At 32.8% G+C, this 14,266-nt stretch carries 14 protein-coding genes; 9 read left to right on the forward strand and 5 right to left on the reverse strand.

Translation table 11 applies throughout. The features are described 5' to 3' along the window. The first annotated feature begins 6 nt into the window (after window positions 1–6). The 8 genes from AC3IPI_RS19915 to AC3IPI_RS19950 all read left to right on the forward strand — a co-directional run bounded on the left by AC3IPI_RS19915 (window position 7) and on the right by AC3IPI_RS19950 (window position 8,914). Window positions 7–1,830, forward strand: a complete 1,824-nt coding sequence (locus AC3IPI_RS19915; RefSeq protein ID WP_489155189.1) for a POTRA domain-containing protein — start codon at window positions 7–9, stop codon at window positions 1,828–1,830. 225 nt (window positions 1,831–2,055) lie between these two features. Next, window positions 2,056–2,565, forward strand: a complete 510-nt coding sequence (locus tag AC3IPI_RS19920) for a hypothetical protein (protein WP_039118668.1) — start codon at window positions 2,056–2,058, stop codon at window positions 2,563–2,565. Between the two features lie 150 nt (window positions 2,566–2,715). After that, window positions 2,716–5,247 (forward strand): PIG-L family deacetylase, encoded by a 2,532-nt coding sequence (locus AC3IPI_RS19925; protein ID WP_489155191.1) that lies wholly within the window; start codon window positions 2,716–2,718, stop codon window positions 5,245–5,247. Window positions 5,248–5,368: 121 nt separating this feature from the next. Further along, window positions 5,369–7,093, forward strand: a complete 1,725-nt coding sequence (locus AC3IPI_RS19930) for a sodium:solute symporter family protein (protein WP_039114270.1) — start codon at window positions 5,369–5,371, stop codon at window positions 7,091–7,093. Window positions 7,094–7,229: 136 nt separating this feature from the next. Then, on the forward strand, window positions 7,230–7,868 hold the full coding sequence (locus tag AC3IPI_RS19935) for a hypothetical protein (protein ID WP_489155193.1): 639 nt from the start codon (window positions 7,230–7,232) through the stop codon (window positions 7,866–7,868). A gap of 99 nt (window positions 7,869–7,967) precedes the next feature. Next, window positions 7,968–8,279 carry a hypothetical protein gene (locus tag AC3IPI_RS19940; protein WP_489155195.1) on the forward strand — a complete coding sequence of 104 codons (312 nt, stop codon included), beginning with the start codon at window positions 7,968–7,970 and terminating at the stop codon, window positions 8,277–8,279. 43 nt (window positions 8,280–8,322) lie between these two features. Beyond that, window positions 8,323–8,718, forward strand: coding sequence for a hypothetical protein (locus tag AC3IPI_RS19945; protein ID WP_489155197.1), 396 nt, complete (start codon window positions 8,323–8,325; stop codon window positions 8,716–8,718). Between the two features lie 49 nt (window positions 8,719–8,767). Further along, entirely contained in the window at window positions 8,768–8,914 is a 147-nt protein-coding gene (locus tag AC3IPI_RS19950) for a hypothetical protein (protein ID WP_489155199.1), read from the forward strand. Window positions 8,915–8,994: 80 nt separating this feature from the next. On the opposite strand, the gene AC3IPI_RS19955 is transcribed toward AC3IPI_RS19950, so the two are convergent. The 5 genes from AC3IPI_RS19955 to AC3IPI_RS19975 all read right to left on the reverse strand — a co-directional run bounded on the left by AC3IPI_RS19955 (window position 8,995) and on the right by AC3IPI_RS19975 (window position 12,891). Further along, window positions 8,995–9,840: a DUF2911 domain-containing protein gene (locus AC3IPI_RS19955; protein ID WP_489155201.1), complete on the reverse strand. Its 846-nt coding sequence runs from the start codon at window positions 9,838–9,840 to the stop codon at window positions 8,995–8,997. Window positions 9,841–9,901: 61 nt separating this feature from the next. Beyond that, complete coding sequence (locus AC3IPI_RS19960) at window positions 9,902–10,570, reverse strand: HAD family hydrolase (RefSeq protein ID WP_039115367.1); 669 nt, start codon at window positions 10,568–10,570, stop codon at window positions 9,902–9,904. A 302-nt stretch (window positions 10,571–10,872) separates the two neighbouring features. Then, the gene (locus tag AC3IPI_RS19965; RefSeq protein WP_489155203.1) at window positions 10,873–11,592 is read right to left on the reverse strand and encodes a tRNA threonylcarbamoyladenosine dehydratase; all 720 of its coding nucleotides are present in this window, start codon (window positions 11,590–11,592) and stop codon (window positions 10,873–10,875) included. A 34-nt stretch (window positions 11,593–11,626) separates the two neighbouring features. Further along, window positions 11,627–12,289: a TatD family hydrolase gene (locus AC3IPI_RS19970; RefSeq protein ID WP_489155205.1), complete on the reverse strand. Its 663-nt coding sequence runs from the start codon at window positions 12,287–12,289 to the stop codon at window positions 11,627–11,629. Then, a complete protein-coding gene (locus AC3IPI_RS19975; RefSeq protein ID WP_489155207.1) occupies window positions 12,289–12,891 on the reverse strand; it encodes a DUF1684 domain-containing protein in 603 nt (200 codons plus the stop codon). Before AC3IPI_RS19975 ends, AC3IPI_RS19970 begins: the two co-directional genes overlap by 1 nt. A gap of 95 nt (window positions 12,892–12,986) precedes the next feature. Between AC3IPI_RS19975 and AC3IPI_RS19980 the strand changes: the two genes are divergently transcribed. After that, on the forward strand, window positions 12,987–14,207 hold the full coding sequence (locus AC3IPI_RS19980) for an MDR family MFS transporter (protein ID WP_489155208.1): 1,221 nt from the start codon (window positions 12,987–12,989) through the stop codon (window positions 14,205–14,207). Window positions 14,208–14,266 lie beyond the last annotated feature (59 nt).

Here is a 14,266-nt window from a genome sequence, read left to right on the forward strand (position 1 = left end):
CCTAACTTGATAATAAAACTATTTCAATATAAAACATACCTATTACTCATCCTAGTATGTTTTTGCTATACTAGTTCTTTTTCGCAGGTAAATGAGCCTAAAAAAGATAGTACCGAAATGTATTCTAAGCTTAAATCATATACCAAGAAACATAAGTTCACTAATTTCTTTCACCGGTTTGTTTTTAGGACTACACGTCCAAAAAAAAATCAGGAAATAATCCAAAAAGTAGATACTATCAATTATGATGGAAAAATTATACGCAAAATTACCATTGTAACCCTAGATCCTTTTGGATATTCTGAGAGTGACTCAACAATTACACCTAGAAATTGGGGAGAAAGAACCGGAAATAGGCTTCATCTAAAAACAAAACAATTCGCAATACGTAATTTATTATTATTCAAAAAAAATACGCCTTACGATGCTTACAAAGTACAAGAATCGGAGCGTATCATCCGATCCCAAAAATATATAAATACCGTAAGTATTAAAGGTGAATTACCCAATGTACAATCCGACTCGGTAGATGTTACAATTCGAGTTCTGGATTCGTGGAGTTATATTCCTAAATTTTCTATATCAAGCAATCAGGTTGGTATAGGATTAAAAGATAAAAACTTCTTCGGGACAGGTCAGCAATTAGAGTATAAATTTACAAACCGTTTTAGCGATGGAAAAAACGCCAATGATTTTACCTATACCGTTCCTAACATTAAAAATACCTTTATTAATGTAACTGCAAAGTATAATAACGATTTAGATAACAACTACAACAAAAGCATTAACATAGAACGTCCTTTCTACTCCCCTTTAACAAGATGGGCAGGCGGATTATATATTGGGCAACAATTTAGAAGAGATTCCTTGCAAGGTCCTGATCTTAAGTATAGCTTTCAGAATTTTAAATACAATACGCAAGATGCATGGTTAGGAAAAGCATTTCCTATTTTTAAAGAAAAAGAAAGAAAAACCAACTTAATTATCTCAGGGCGTATCTTAAATGTAGACTATATAGAATCTCCCGAGCCACAATACGACCCTATTAGCTTTTATTCGGACGAAAAATTATTGCTTACTGGAATCGGAATCAACACCCGAGAGTTTGTTAAAGACAATTATATATTTAGAAATGGTGCTACCGAAGATGTAGCCACAGGAAGAATCTTTGGAATAACAGCCGGATATCAATATAAAAATACATTTTGGCGTCCTTACATAGGCGCTCAGGCATCATTTGGAGATTATCATAAATGGGGATTTTTTAGTGCCGATTTTGAATTTGGGACTTTCTTTCATCAATCTAAAACATACCAAAGTGCATTTGCTTTTGAAGCCAATTATTTTACAAACCTAGTAAAAATAGGGAACTGGAAACTAAGACAGTTTGTAAAACCTGCATTAGTTATTGGTGCTAATCGAGAAAATACTGTCGGTGACCAACTTAATATTAATGGAAATAATGGTCTGCAAGGTTTTAACAGTCCAATATATGGCACTAGCAAAATGGTATTGTCATTACAAACCCAAACCTATGCGCCACATGCAGTAGTAGGTTTTCGTGTGAATCCCTTTTTTAATTATACCGCTGCAGTATTAGGAAGTACTGGCGATGCAATGATGAGAAATAAAGTATATTCTAAAATAACTCTGGGATTACTAATAAGTAATGACTATTTAGTTTTTAGTTCCTTTCAGTTATCTATTTCTTACTACCCAACAATTCCTTTTGAAGGCGATAATGTTTTTAAAACAAACACATTTGAAACCACCGATTTTGGATTACAAAATTTTGAATTAGCTAAACCAAGATTAGTCGAGTATAGATAGGCACAGAATATTCCCTCATTTTATTTTATTTTTCAGAAAAAAACTAAAAATAAAAACCAACCTAACACTTTATATATCAGCGTTTTTATTTTTAAATAAATAAATATTGTCTTTTTTTATCATTTTAAAAACTTTTTGTGGCACAACTTTTGGATTTCACAAATCAGATATCGAAATAGTCAAACATTTCAATATTGAAATTAAGAATCCAAAACCCCAGAAAAAATGAAAACACTAAAAATTATTACTTTCGGAATATTTCTATTTATTTCAAGTACCATGCATTCTCAAGTTTCGATAAACGTAAACATAGGCTCACCGCCACAATGGGGACCAGTTGGATATGCTGAAACAGAATATTATTATTTACCAGACGTTGAGGCTTATTATGACGTTCGTGCCACACAGTTTATTTATTTTGGTGGAGGAAGATGGATTAGATCAACCAGTTTGCCAAGACAATATAGAAATTATGATTTGTACGGAGGATACAAAGTAGTTTTAAATGATTATCACGGTAGAACTCCGTATGCTTATTTTGACAGACATAGAGTTCAATATTGCAAAGGGTATCGTGGTAAACCGCAAAGAACATACGGTTATTATAAAAAAGATCGTAATGATTACTACAAAAAAGACAAACACAATCGTCATGACAGACATGACCGTGATGACGACCATGACGACGATGATGACCACGGTAGAGGACATGGTCGTGGACACGGAAGACACTAAACAACATTTCGTAATTAAAAGAGAGTGCCATATCCAGGCACTCTCTTTTTTTTTAACAAATACTTTAACATCTTTACATGTCATTAACAATTACCAGTTTCTATTATTACTATTTTTGAAAACAATCTTAAAAAATTAAATAATTCTCAGATGCACCGACTCCTTCTAAAGATTATCCTTTTAGTTCTTATTAGCTTACAAGCTGCTTTTGCCCAAAAACCACAAAAACCAAATTCGGTTGAAATTTACAATCAAATAAAAAAAGTAAATTTCTTGGGCTCGGTACTTTATATAGCTGCACATCCAGATGATGAAAACACAAGATTAATTTCTTATTTATCTAATGAAGTAAATGCAAGAACAGGCTACTTATCTTTAACCCGAGGCGATGGTGGTCAAAATTTAATAGGACCACAATTAAGAGAATTATTAGGAGTAATTAGAACGCAAGAACTTATCGAAGCCAGAAAAGTTGATGGTGGCGAACAGTTTTTCTCACGTGCCAATGATTTTGGTTACTCAAAAACACCAGATGAAACATTAACTCTTTGGGATAAACAAAAAGTACTTGCCGATATCATATGGACAGTTCGTAAGTTTCAGCCCGATGTAATCATTAATCGTTTTGATCATCGTACACCCGGTACAACACATGGGCATCATACCTCATCGGCAATGTTAAGCGTTGAGAGCTTTGATCTGGCCAATAATCCTAGTATATATCCCGAACAATTAAAATATGTAACGCCATGGCAACCTAAGCGCCAATTCTTTAATACTTCTTGGTGGTTTTACGGCAGTCAGGAAAAATTTGAAGCAGCCAATAAATCTAAATTTACAACATTAGAAACTGGGGTTTATTATCCCGGAATAGGAAAATCTAATCAGGAAATTGCAGCCTTGAGCCGCAGCCGTCATCAATCACAAGGTTTTGGTGCAACTGGAAGCCGTGGTCAGGATACCGAATATCTGGAACTTATTAACGGAGATACACCAAAAGACCCATCTAATATTTTTGACGGAATCGATACTACTTGGAACCGTATTAAAGGAGGAAAACCTATTGGAGAACTAATCAATACAATCCTGACACAATACAATTTTAATAATCCATCGGCAAGCATACCCGATTTGGTAAAAGCCTACACAATGATTCAGTCATTAAACGAAAATCATTGGAAAGTATTAAAATCTGAAGAAATCAAAAAAATAATAGCAGCCTGTTCTGGTTTATACCTGGAAGCAGTTGCACAACAGCAAGAAACAACACAAGGAAGCACTGTAAGCCTAAAACTAGAAGCTATTAATCGTACTTCGGTTCCTATGCAATTAGTAAGTATAACAACATTACCTGACCAAAAAACAACACCTCAAAACATTGATTTAACTAATAATAAAGATCAAAAAATCAATTTAAAAACTCAATTACCAACTACAATTCCTTACACACAACCGTATTGGTTAGCCGAAAAAGCAACTATAGGAATGTACACCGTTTCTAATCAGGAAAACATAGGCGTTCCAGATATTATTCGCGATGTAAAAGTTATTTTTAATATTAAGATAAACAATGTTGAAATTCCATTTGAGCGTACCGTAGTTTATAAATATAATGATGATGTAAAAGGCGAAATGTATGATTTCTTGGATATTGTTCCCGAAGTTACAACCACAATTCTAGAAAAAGTATTACTATTTAAAGATACTCAGACCAAAACAGTTGCTGTAAAAATAAAAGCAGGAAAAGATGGTGTAAGAGGTAATTTACAATTAGAATTACCAAAAAGCTGGATAATTTCTCCGAAACAAATTCCGTTTACCCTAGCCAAAAAAGGAATAGAACAAATTGTTTATTTTGAAGTAACACCACCAGTAAACCCAGAAAACGCAACAGTAAAAAGCGTAGCGATTGTAGGCAATAAACGCTACGATAAAGACCAAACCATCATCGATTACAGTCATATCACCAAACAGCAGGTTTTAGCCCCAGCAGAAGCCAAATGCATCCGATTTGACCTAAAAACAACAGGAGATTCAATTGCCTATATCATGGGCGCTGGCGATGAAGTTCCTAATAGCCTGGCACAAATGGGGTATAAAGTAACCATCTTAAAACCCGAAGAAATTACACCAACAAGACTAGATAATTTTGATGTCGTAATAACAGGAATCCGTGCCTACAACACCATTCAGGCACTTGCTAATAAACAAGTTGTATTATTTGACTTTGTCAAAAACGGAAAAACAATGATAGTACAATACAATACAGCAGGCGATCTTGTAACCGATACTATTGCGCCATATCCTCTAAAAATTTCCTCAGATAGAGTAACCGAAGAAAATGCCGAAGTTACATTTCTGGCACCAAATCATCCTGTTCTAAGTACACCTAATAAAATTACTTCCAAAGATTTTGAAGGTTGGAAACAAGAACAAGGATTATATTACCCAAGTGAATACGACAAAGCCTTCACTCCTATCCTATCCTCCCATGACAAAGGAGAATCGGCTAAAAAGGGCGCATTATTAGTCGCCCCATACGGAAAAGGATATTATATTTACACCGGTTTAAGCTTCTTTAGAGAATTACCCGAAGGAGTTCCCGGAGCCTATCGATTATTATCGAATATAATCTCATTAAAACAACCAGTACAAATCCCAAATAAAGAAATTAAGAATTAAAAGCTTTAATATGGCAACGAAAAAAATAAAAACATGGAAAAAAAGCTACACTTATGTACTTGTAGCCAACGCCATCTATATTCTGATTTTTTATTTAATAATGCACTTATACTCATAACATATGCAACTATTTGATTGGATTGTACTCATAGTTACACTTTTATTTATTGTTGGTTACGGATCTTGGAAAACCAAAGGAAGCAAAAATGTCGAAGATTTTATTCTAGGCAATAACGAAACTCCTTGGTACACCGTAGGACTTTCGGTAATGGCAACACAAGCAAGCGCCATTACCTTTTTATCAACTCCGGGACAAGCATATCATGATGGAATGGGTTTTGTGCAATTCTATTTTGGATTACCAATTGCTATGATAGTCATTTGCGTAACCTTTATACCTTTATACCACAAATTCAAAGTATTTACAGCCTATGAATTCTTAGAGAAACGATTCGATTTAAAAACCCGATCACTTGCAGCAATACTATTCTTAGTTCAGCGAGGTTTAGGAACAGGACTTACCATATATGCACCAGCAATTATCCTATCAGCACTTTTAGGCTGGAATCTAACTTTAATGAATGTCATGATCGGATTACTGGTAATTATCTACACCTTCTCAGGCGGTACAAAAGCAGTAAACGTAACCCAAAAACAGCAAATGTTTGTCATCATGTCGGGAATGTTCATTACCTTCTTCCTGATATTACATTACCTGCCAAACGATATGACATTTACCAATGCCATGCATATTGCTGGAGCAAATGATAAAATGAATATCGTAGATTTCTCTTTTAACCCAGAAGAAAAATATACTTTTTGGAGCGGAATCACAGGAGGTTTTTTCCTTGCCCTTGCCTATTTCGGAACCGACCAATCGCAAGTAGGTCGTTACTTATCAGGAAAATCAGTTAAGGAGAGCCAAATGGGATTAATCATGAACGGACTTTTAAAAGTTCCTATGCAATTCTTTATTCTGTTAACCGGAATAATGGTATTTGTATTCTTTCAGTTCAATCCAGTTCCTTTAAATTTTAATCCAAATAACAAAGTCATAATCGAGAAATCGGCGTATAAAGACGAATATCATGCGCTCGAGAAAAAACTCAACGTACTTTCTGAAGATAAAAAAGTAATCAATTTATTATACATTGATCAGTTAAATCAGGATTACGACAATCCGATTTTACGCAAAGAACTGGTAACATTATCTAATAAAGAAAGAGATTTGCGCGAGCGAGCCAAAGAAATCATTATAAAAGCCGACAGTAACAGCGAAACCAACGATAAAGATTATGTATTCTTCCACTTTATCCTGCACTATTTACCAAAAGGATTAATTGGGTTGTTATTGGCAGTAATCCTTTCGGCAGCCATGTCATCTACCGCTTCAGGGCTAAATGCATTGGCATCGACAACAGCAATCGACATTTACAAACGTAACCTTAAAACCGAAAAATCAGACAAGCATTATCTGTATGCAACCAAGTTTTTTACTCTATTCTGGGGAATTATCGCCATACTTTTTGCTTGTGTAGGAACCCTATTCGAGAATTTAATACAATTAGTAAATATCATCGGATCCATATTTTACGGAACAGTTTTAGGAATATTCCTGGTTGGTTTTTATATCAAACACGTACAGTCCAAAGCCGTATTTTATAGTGCACTAATTAGCCAGATAACCATATTTATCATCTTTTATTACTCAATCTGGATTTATCCAAGCGGGCAAGAAAAATTAGGTTATTTATGGCTCAACTTTATCGGAGCAATATTAACCATATTCCTTTCCTTACTAATGCAACTTACAATCTTTAGAAAACAAAAAGCCATAGTAGCTTAACATAAATCACATTTAGTATAAAAATGCTGTAAGACTTAGTTTTATAGCATTTTTTTTTGGAGCTATTTCCTGCTGTACACTATATCTTTTATAGCATCCCATCCCGAAGCTTCGGGATCGGGATTGCCATAAAAGGATGCCATTCCCATCAGGGCTAAAACCTAAAAATCATACTTCTATTTTTCACTTCAGGAAAATACCTTATTATATCATTCTTATAATTTATTTGGGTTACAACCAAACAGCCTTAAACATATTTTTACCTCAACCTTACAGTCAATCAACTGTACCTAAAGTAATTATTATGCAAATAGAAAAAAAGGTAACCGAATTACTGACACAAAAATACACTTCAGAAATAGCTGTTTTTGCTAGTAATCGAGATATTAAACGTAAATGCATTCTCGATACCGATAATGGTACTTTATTTACAGTATCAGATAATGCTATATACAGTTATCGAGATAAAGACCAAAACTATTGGGTAACAGTTCCCAAATCTTTCATTATCAATCAAACCGTTCACTATCCAGTAGTTGGAGATGAGTTTACGCTTAAAAATGGCGTAAAATATTATTTTACTACCAAAGAAGCAGTTATAGCAATTGCAACAACCTATTTTGAAAAGTTTACAGACAACAATTACGGAATAAAAAAGAAATTCAGTTATCTGATTTTCCTGGACGAAAGTTGCACAAGTAAATACTATGCCGAATTCAAGCGCTTTAAATCAAAAACACACGAAAAAATAGAAGCCTATTTGTCATATAATTAAATAATTATTTTGATTACTCTATGAACTCTCCTAACTTCGTAGCAAACACAATACATTAATAAGTCATAACCATTAAGTAACTCGAACAATAATTAATCGATGGAAAAAAAGACAACATCAGAAAGAAAATTACTCTTTATTTCTGCAATTGTAGGTATTATATTTTCGTTTCCATTAACGGGATTTATTTATGGTTTTTCTGTTTGCAAAGATTGTGGCAAAGGAATAAGTGAGATATTTGGTAGAATATTCATTGGTCTTGTAGAAGCAATTCTTACTACAATTACATTAGGCGCGCCATGGGATAATGAAGGAGGAACAACTAGTACCAATCTTAGATTTTATGTGTTTTTAACCGCTTTAATTATCACCTTATTACTTTTTTTAATTCTAAAAAAGAAAAAGAAGTAAGTATCAAATAGACTAAAAATTTATTTAGACTAACAAATAAACTATGAAAAATTTAATCTATTTAATAAGCTGTGTAATACTATTATCGTGTAATAAAAAAGATAATTTAAACGATACTAATTCGCTTAAAATAGCAAATCAGTATTTAACTGAATATTATAAAACAAAGAATCAAAAGTTTCTCGAAAAGAGTTATAAATCATTAAATGAGAATACAATTTATAAGGAAGAAGGTATTACCAACGATAACAAAGAGTTAGTCTTACCCCTATTAATGTACATGAAAAAATATGATGAATTAGAAAAATTATTACAAGAGGATACTATACTCGATAAATATCAAAAAGAAATTACCAGTAATTTAATTAAGTCTTTAAACAATCAGAAAGATATGGAACTTTCGAAAAAGTATATTTATAAAAATATCGATTTAATATAAAATTACAAGTACTCCCAACGATTCCTTACTGTATACACAATATTTTATCATGAAACTATATCTTAATGGCAGAGATAAAACATTACAGGAAATAGATAGCATGAAAGCGAAAAATCCTAAATACTCAAAGGCTTATTATGATTACATTTTACGTGATTTAATAGAAGAATATCCTCAAGAACTTTTATATAAATAAAAGCATCTAACCACTCAAAACAAAAATCCCATTTCGAATATTTCCGAAATGGGATTTTTAAATTAAGATAGAATAAATTATTATTTACTCCACTCAGTAATACTGTCTTTATTCATTTTTACGTAATCCTGATTTTTAGCAGCTTCAGCAGCAGCAAGTGAAACTTTAGCAGTTTCAACAGCTCCTTTTTTGTCTCCTTGTTTCGCTTGGATTAATGATTTAAGTCTGTAAAAATAGAATGGTTTATCAGCGCTTAACTCTAATGCTTTGTCAACATATTCTCTTGCTTTAGCGATATCGCCTCCTTTAGTTTGAAAAAAGTATTGTGCAGCGTTAAAATAATCATTTGATGTTGGTCCAGCCAATACTCTTTTGATACTTTCTGAAGCAATTTTATCTGTAGGAACTTCAAATTTTACTGATACAGAAGAATTCTCCCATGCAATATCGATAGTTCCAGAATTAGGATCTAAATTATTGATTCCGATAGTAAACGTTTCAACAGCTTTGTTTAAAGCCTCTTCTTTTACTGTAGTTTTTAAAGCTACATCAGCTTCATTCCAGTTTTCTGGTAATCCCCAGTTATCCGTTTTTGAGTAAAAAATAACATCCCAGCTTTCAATTTTTGGAATAGTATAAATAGCATATTTACCTTTTTTCAATGTTTTACCGTCAATTACAACATCATCACTAAATGATATTACTGTATTTTCGTTAGCACCCGTTCTCCATAATTTACCAAACGGCACCAAATTACCAAATACTGCTCTACCTCTAGCACCAGGTCTAGAGTAAACCACTTCTAGATCTGTCAAACCAACAATTTGGTTTACAACAGCTTTAGGACTCGATTGAGGTGTTTTCATTTGTGCTTCGGCAACAAATGGAGCAATAACAATTGCTAGGGCAATAAGTATTTTTTTCATTTATATATAGTTTTTTTGTTTCCTCAAAATTACGAATTCAATTAGTTTTAATTGTTAATAATTACCTAATGGTAGACTTAATTTTTACTATTTTTTCAAAGTTTAATTCATCAAAATGGTTGATAATTATATCTGCATCAGATAAATCTTGCATTTTAGAATGCTCGCTATTATATCCCACACAATATATCCCTGCTCCTTTTGCAGCTTTTACTCCATTTGTACTGTCTTCGATAATAATACAATTTTCTTTAGGTGCTTTAGACAACGATGCTGCATGCAGAAAAATAGCCGGATTAGGCTTCGATTGAGGAAAATCTTCTCCACTAACGATGTCTGTAAAATATTGATACAAATTAAAACGAGTAAAAACACGTTCGATAGTAACTTTAGAAGCCGATGAAGCCAGAATCAATTGCATCCCATTGGCATATAAATCTTTAATTAAATCCTCAACACCATCTAGCAAGTATAAATCTTCTTTGGTATCGAAAGCATCATTAAAAATAGTTCTTTTTCTCTGAATCAAATCTTCCACCTCTTGCTCTATCACAAAAGTCTCTTTTAGTTTCTGAAACGTATTTCGAGTCGAAAATCCTGTAAACGAAGCATAAACCTCATCGGTTACATCAATATTTAATTCTTCAAATTGTTTGTGGTAAGCATAATAATGTACGGGTTCTGTATCTACAATTACACCGTCCATATCAAAAATTACTGTTTTTATCATTTCTTTTTTTCTAAGGTTCTGAGGCACTAAGTAACAAAGGTTCAAAGGTTTTCTGTAGAGGCGCACCGCAGTGCGTCTATATAGGTTCAAAGGTTTTACATTACGCTAAAATATTATTTAGAGTATTTACTACGAGATAGCTTATTTACTATATCTCTTATTAGACCTCAAAGTAAATTAATGAACATCTTAATACTTAATACTTAATACTTAATACTTAATACTTAATACTTAATACTTAATACTTAATACTTAATACTTAATACTTAATACTTAATACTTAATACTTAATACTTAATTACTTAATTACTCTTTTTAAGCAAATAACGAATCACGGTTTCGGCTGCGTATAAACCAAATAATCCTGGCATATAACTGTTTGTACCATAAAATGATTTTTTGAAATTAGATCCGTCAGTCATTTTTAAACTTGATTCATCCTGAATTTCTGAAGAAAAAACTACTTTCAATTTATCAATTTTGGCTTCTTTTAATCTTCTGCGGATAGTTTTTGCAAAATAGCAATTTACAGTATTGCTAATATCTGTTACTTTCACTTTTGCAGCTTCCATCTTTCCACCTGCTCCCATGCTACTAATAATTTTTACACGTTTGCGTTTGGCAGCAATAATCAAATTTAGTTTTGGAGTAACACTATCGATACAATCCAAAACATAATCAAACTCCTCAGTAACTATCTCAAAAGCGCGCTCTGGCGAAAGAAACTCCTGAACACGTATTAGTTTTAATTCTGGGTTAATATCCATCAAACGATCCCCAACAATTGTAACTTTAGGTTGCCCAACTGTCGAGTGTAATGCTGGCAATTGTCTGTTTATATTTGTAATATCTACTACATCTCCATCTACAATTGTCATTGTTCCTACTCCAGCTCTTGCCAAAAACTCTGCTGCAAAAGACCCTACTCCTCCTAATCCTACTACAAGAACGTGTGAATTTTTAAGATTATCTAATCCTTCTTTTTTAAATAATAATTCGGCTCTTTCCGTCCACTCTGCCATATATTTTTTGTTTAAAGTTTAATGTTATTGAAGTTTAAAAATCCAATTTTTGTTTATTAAAAACAGTTGCAAAATTACTTGATATTAGCTGCTGTAATTCTTCAATTGTTATGTTTTTATATTTTGCTGCCAAAGCATACACTATTTCTATCGTTTCTTCGATTGTATCCGTTTCTAAAAAAAATCGATTATTGGGAATATTTTTAAAAACCGCTTCCAAATCAGGGTTCTTGATTAGATATTTTCCAAAAGAAATATAAAATCCATTATCCAGAAGTTGCTTGGCTACTTGCTGATTTTTAGAAAAACCATGAATAATCATAGGAACAGTAATTCCTAGTTTTTTCTTTAAAGCAATTACTTCCTGAAACGCTGCTACGCAATGAATCACGACTGGTTTTTGATGCTTTTCGGCTAGAAGTAATTGTTTTTCAAAAACTGATTTCTGTAATTCAAACGAAACTTCTGTTCGCTTATCCAAACCACATTCGCCAACGGCAAGACAATTTGCTGCAGCCAGTTTTTTATCTATAATTTCCAATTCAGCCTCAACCCTATCTTCTATAATATACCAAGGATGAATCCCGATAGAATAAAACGGAATAGTCGCGTCAAATTCATTAGGATATTGATTTACTAAATCCAGAACATCTGGATGATTTGCTGATTTATGTGTATGGAAATTAAAAAATTGCATTAATCATGAAACTTTTTAACGCCTGCTTCAATCGCCACGTTCAAATCATTTTCTAAAGGTACAATCGGGCAAGAATATTTATGGTTATAAGCGCAATATGGGTTATATGCCTGATTAAAATCGATTACGATTGTATTTCCTTTTGGAATTTTTAAATCAATATATCTTCCTCCTATATAAGTTTCTTTCCCAGAGGTTAAATCCGAGAATGGAAGGAACAAATAATCTTTATATTCATCTTTTTTAGAAAGGTCGATGTTGCGATATACATTTAATTGTAAGTCTACTCCATCAATGGTAAAATATACGGTTCCGTATTTTATATACATTGGCTTTCTGGCTGTAGAAGTTTTCATCTCAAAAGGTTTCTCTTTTTTGGCTTTCACAAATTTAGCCACAACAGCATATTTTTCATTTATTGGATAAAAATCTAATGTATGGAATGTTTTTAAATCTTCTGGCAATAACGGACTCGTCTTTGCATCTGCATATTCTCCATTAATTGTCTTTTGGAAATTTTCGGCAGCAGCACGATCAAATTTTTCTTGGGCAATACCAAAATTTAAAGCCAAAAGCGTCAAAAATAGAATTAGGTTTTTCATCGTATAAATTTTAGCAAAAATAGTTTAAAAGTAACAAAGCAACAAAGTCTGTAAGTTACAAAGTTTTATAACTTTGCATATATAACCCATTTATAATGCTAATCACCGCCTTTCAACGCTATATTAATAATTTTAAAGGATTTTCTAGAGAGATTTGGATACTTACACTTGTTACGTTTATTAACCGTGCAGGAACTATGGTTCTCCCTTTTTTATCCAAGTATTTAAAAGAAGATCTTCAGTTTACATATAACGAAGTGGGCTGGATTATGGTAGCATTTGGTTTAGGATCTATGTTGGGTTCCTGGCTTGGTGGTAAACTATCCGATAAAATAGGTTTTTACAAAATAATGGTATTTAGCTTATTTACCAGTGGTGTAGCCCTATTCTTTTTGCAATACATAACCACTTTCTGGTCATTGTGTTTGGGTATGTTTGCTATTATGACTGTTGCCGATATGTTTCGCCCTGCAATGTATGTTTCCCTTAGTGCTTATGCCAAACCCGAAAATAGAACCCGTGCCTTAACATTGGTACGTCTTGCGGTAAATCTTGGTTTTGCTGCTGGTCCTGCATTAGGAGGTTTAATTATTATGGGAATTGGTTATCAGGGATTATTTTGGGTAGATGGAGCTTCTTGTATTCTTTCGATTTCAATTTTTGCATTATTAGTAAAAGAGAAGAAAAAACCAGTTTATGATAGTAGCCATGATATAATAAGCGAACCAAAATCGGTATTTAGAGATAAGATATTCTGGGTATTTTTATTTGTGAGTTTTGCAACTGCAATGGTTTTCTTCCAGCTTTTTACCACTTTACCTTTATATCACAATGAAAAATTTGGCTTAAGCGAATTACAAACGGGGCTATTAATGACCTTAAATGGACTTATGATATTTTCATTAGAAATGCCATTAGTAAGTTATTTAGAACGTAAAGCTTTCCCGAAAATAAAAATAATTACCTACGGAACATTACTTATGGCCTCTAGTTTCTATCTATTATTAATTAATGTTTGGGCTGGAGTACTTGTGTTTGCAATGATTATGGTTTCGGTGGGCGAAATATTGAATTTTCCTTTCTCTAATGCTTTTGCTTTAAGCAGAGCCCCTCGCGGTCAAGAAGGGCGATACATGGCCTTATACACCATGAGTTTTAGTCTGGCGCATATAATTAGTTCTAAAGTAGGTTTTGAATTCATTACCCGATTAGGATATCAGTCTAATTGGTTTATAATGGGAACTATCGGATTGGCTGCAACCGCATGTTGTATTTGGATTCAAAAAGAATTACAAAAAGAAAATAGCATTTTGTAACAACACAAAACCCTTTCCTGAAAACAAATTAAATCACTGTAAAACAATATCTTAAACCT

This window comes from Flavobacterium sp. GL_143 (assembly GCF_057834355.1).

Excerpts from the sequence above, each read along its gene's own strand:
- AC3IPI_RS19935 (WP_489155193.1), top strand. The coding sequence starts at position 7,230 with ATGCCATTCCCATCAGGGCTAAAACCTAAAAATCATACTTCTATTTTT.
- AC3IPI_RS19980 (WP_489155208.1), top strand. The coding sequence starts at position 12,987 with ATGCTAATCACCGCCTTTCAACGCTATATTAATAATTTTAAAGGATTT.
- AC3IPI_RS19950 (WP_489155199.1), top strand. The coding sequence starts at position 8,768 with ATGAAACTATATCTTAATGGCAGAGATAAAACATTACAGGAAATAGAT.
- AC3IPI_RS19940 (WP_489155195.1), top strand. The coding sequence starts at position 7,968 with ATGGAAAAAAAGACAACATCAGAAAGAAAATTACTCTTTATTTCTGCA.
- AC3IPI_RS19925 (WP_489155191.1), top strand. The coding sequence starts at position 2,716 with ATGCACCGACTCCTTCTAAAGATTATCCTTTTAGTTCTTATTAGCTTA.
- AC3IPI_RS19970 (WP_489155205.1), bottom strand. The coding sequence starts at position 12,289 with ATGCAATTTTTTAATTTCCATACACATAAATCAGCAAATCATCCAGAT.
- AC3IPI_RS19920 (WP_039118668.1), top strand. The coding sequence starts at position 2,056 with ATGAAAACACTAAAAATTATTACTTTCGGAATATTTCTATTTATTTCA.
- AC3IPI_RS19955 (WP_489155201.1), bottom strand. The coding sequence starts at position 9,840 with ATGAAAAAAATACTTATTGCCCTAGCAATTGTTATTGCTCCATTTGTT.
- AC3IPI_RS19965 (WP_489155203.1), bottom strand. The coding sequence starts at position 11,592 with ATGGCAGAGTGGACGGAAAGAGCCGAATTATTATTTAAAAAAGAAGGA.
- AC3IPI_RS19930 (WP_039114270.1), top strand. The coding sequence starts at position 5,369 with ATGCAACTATTTGATTGGATTGTACTCATAGTTACACTTTTATTTATT.
- AC3IPI_RS19975 (WP_489155207.1), bottom strand. The coding sequence starts at position 12,891 with ATGAAAAACCTAATTCTATTTTTGACGCTTTTGGCTTTAAATTTTGGT.
- AC3IPI_RS19960 (WP_039115367.1), bottom strand. The coding sequence starts at position 10,570 with ATGATAAAAACAGTAATTTTTGATATGGACGGTGTAATTGTAGATACA.
- AC3IPI_RS19945 (WP_489155197.1), top strand. The coding sequence starts at position 8,323 with ATGAAAAATTTAATCTATTTAATAAGCTGTGTAATACTATTATCGTGT.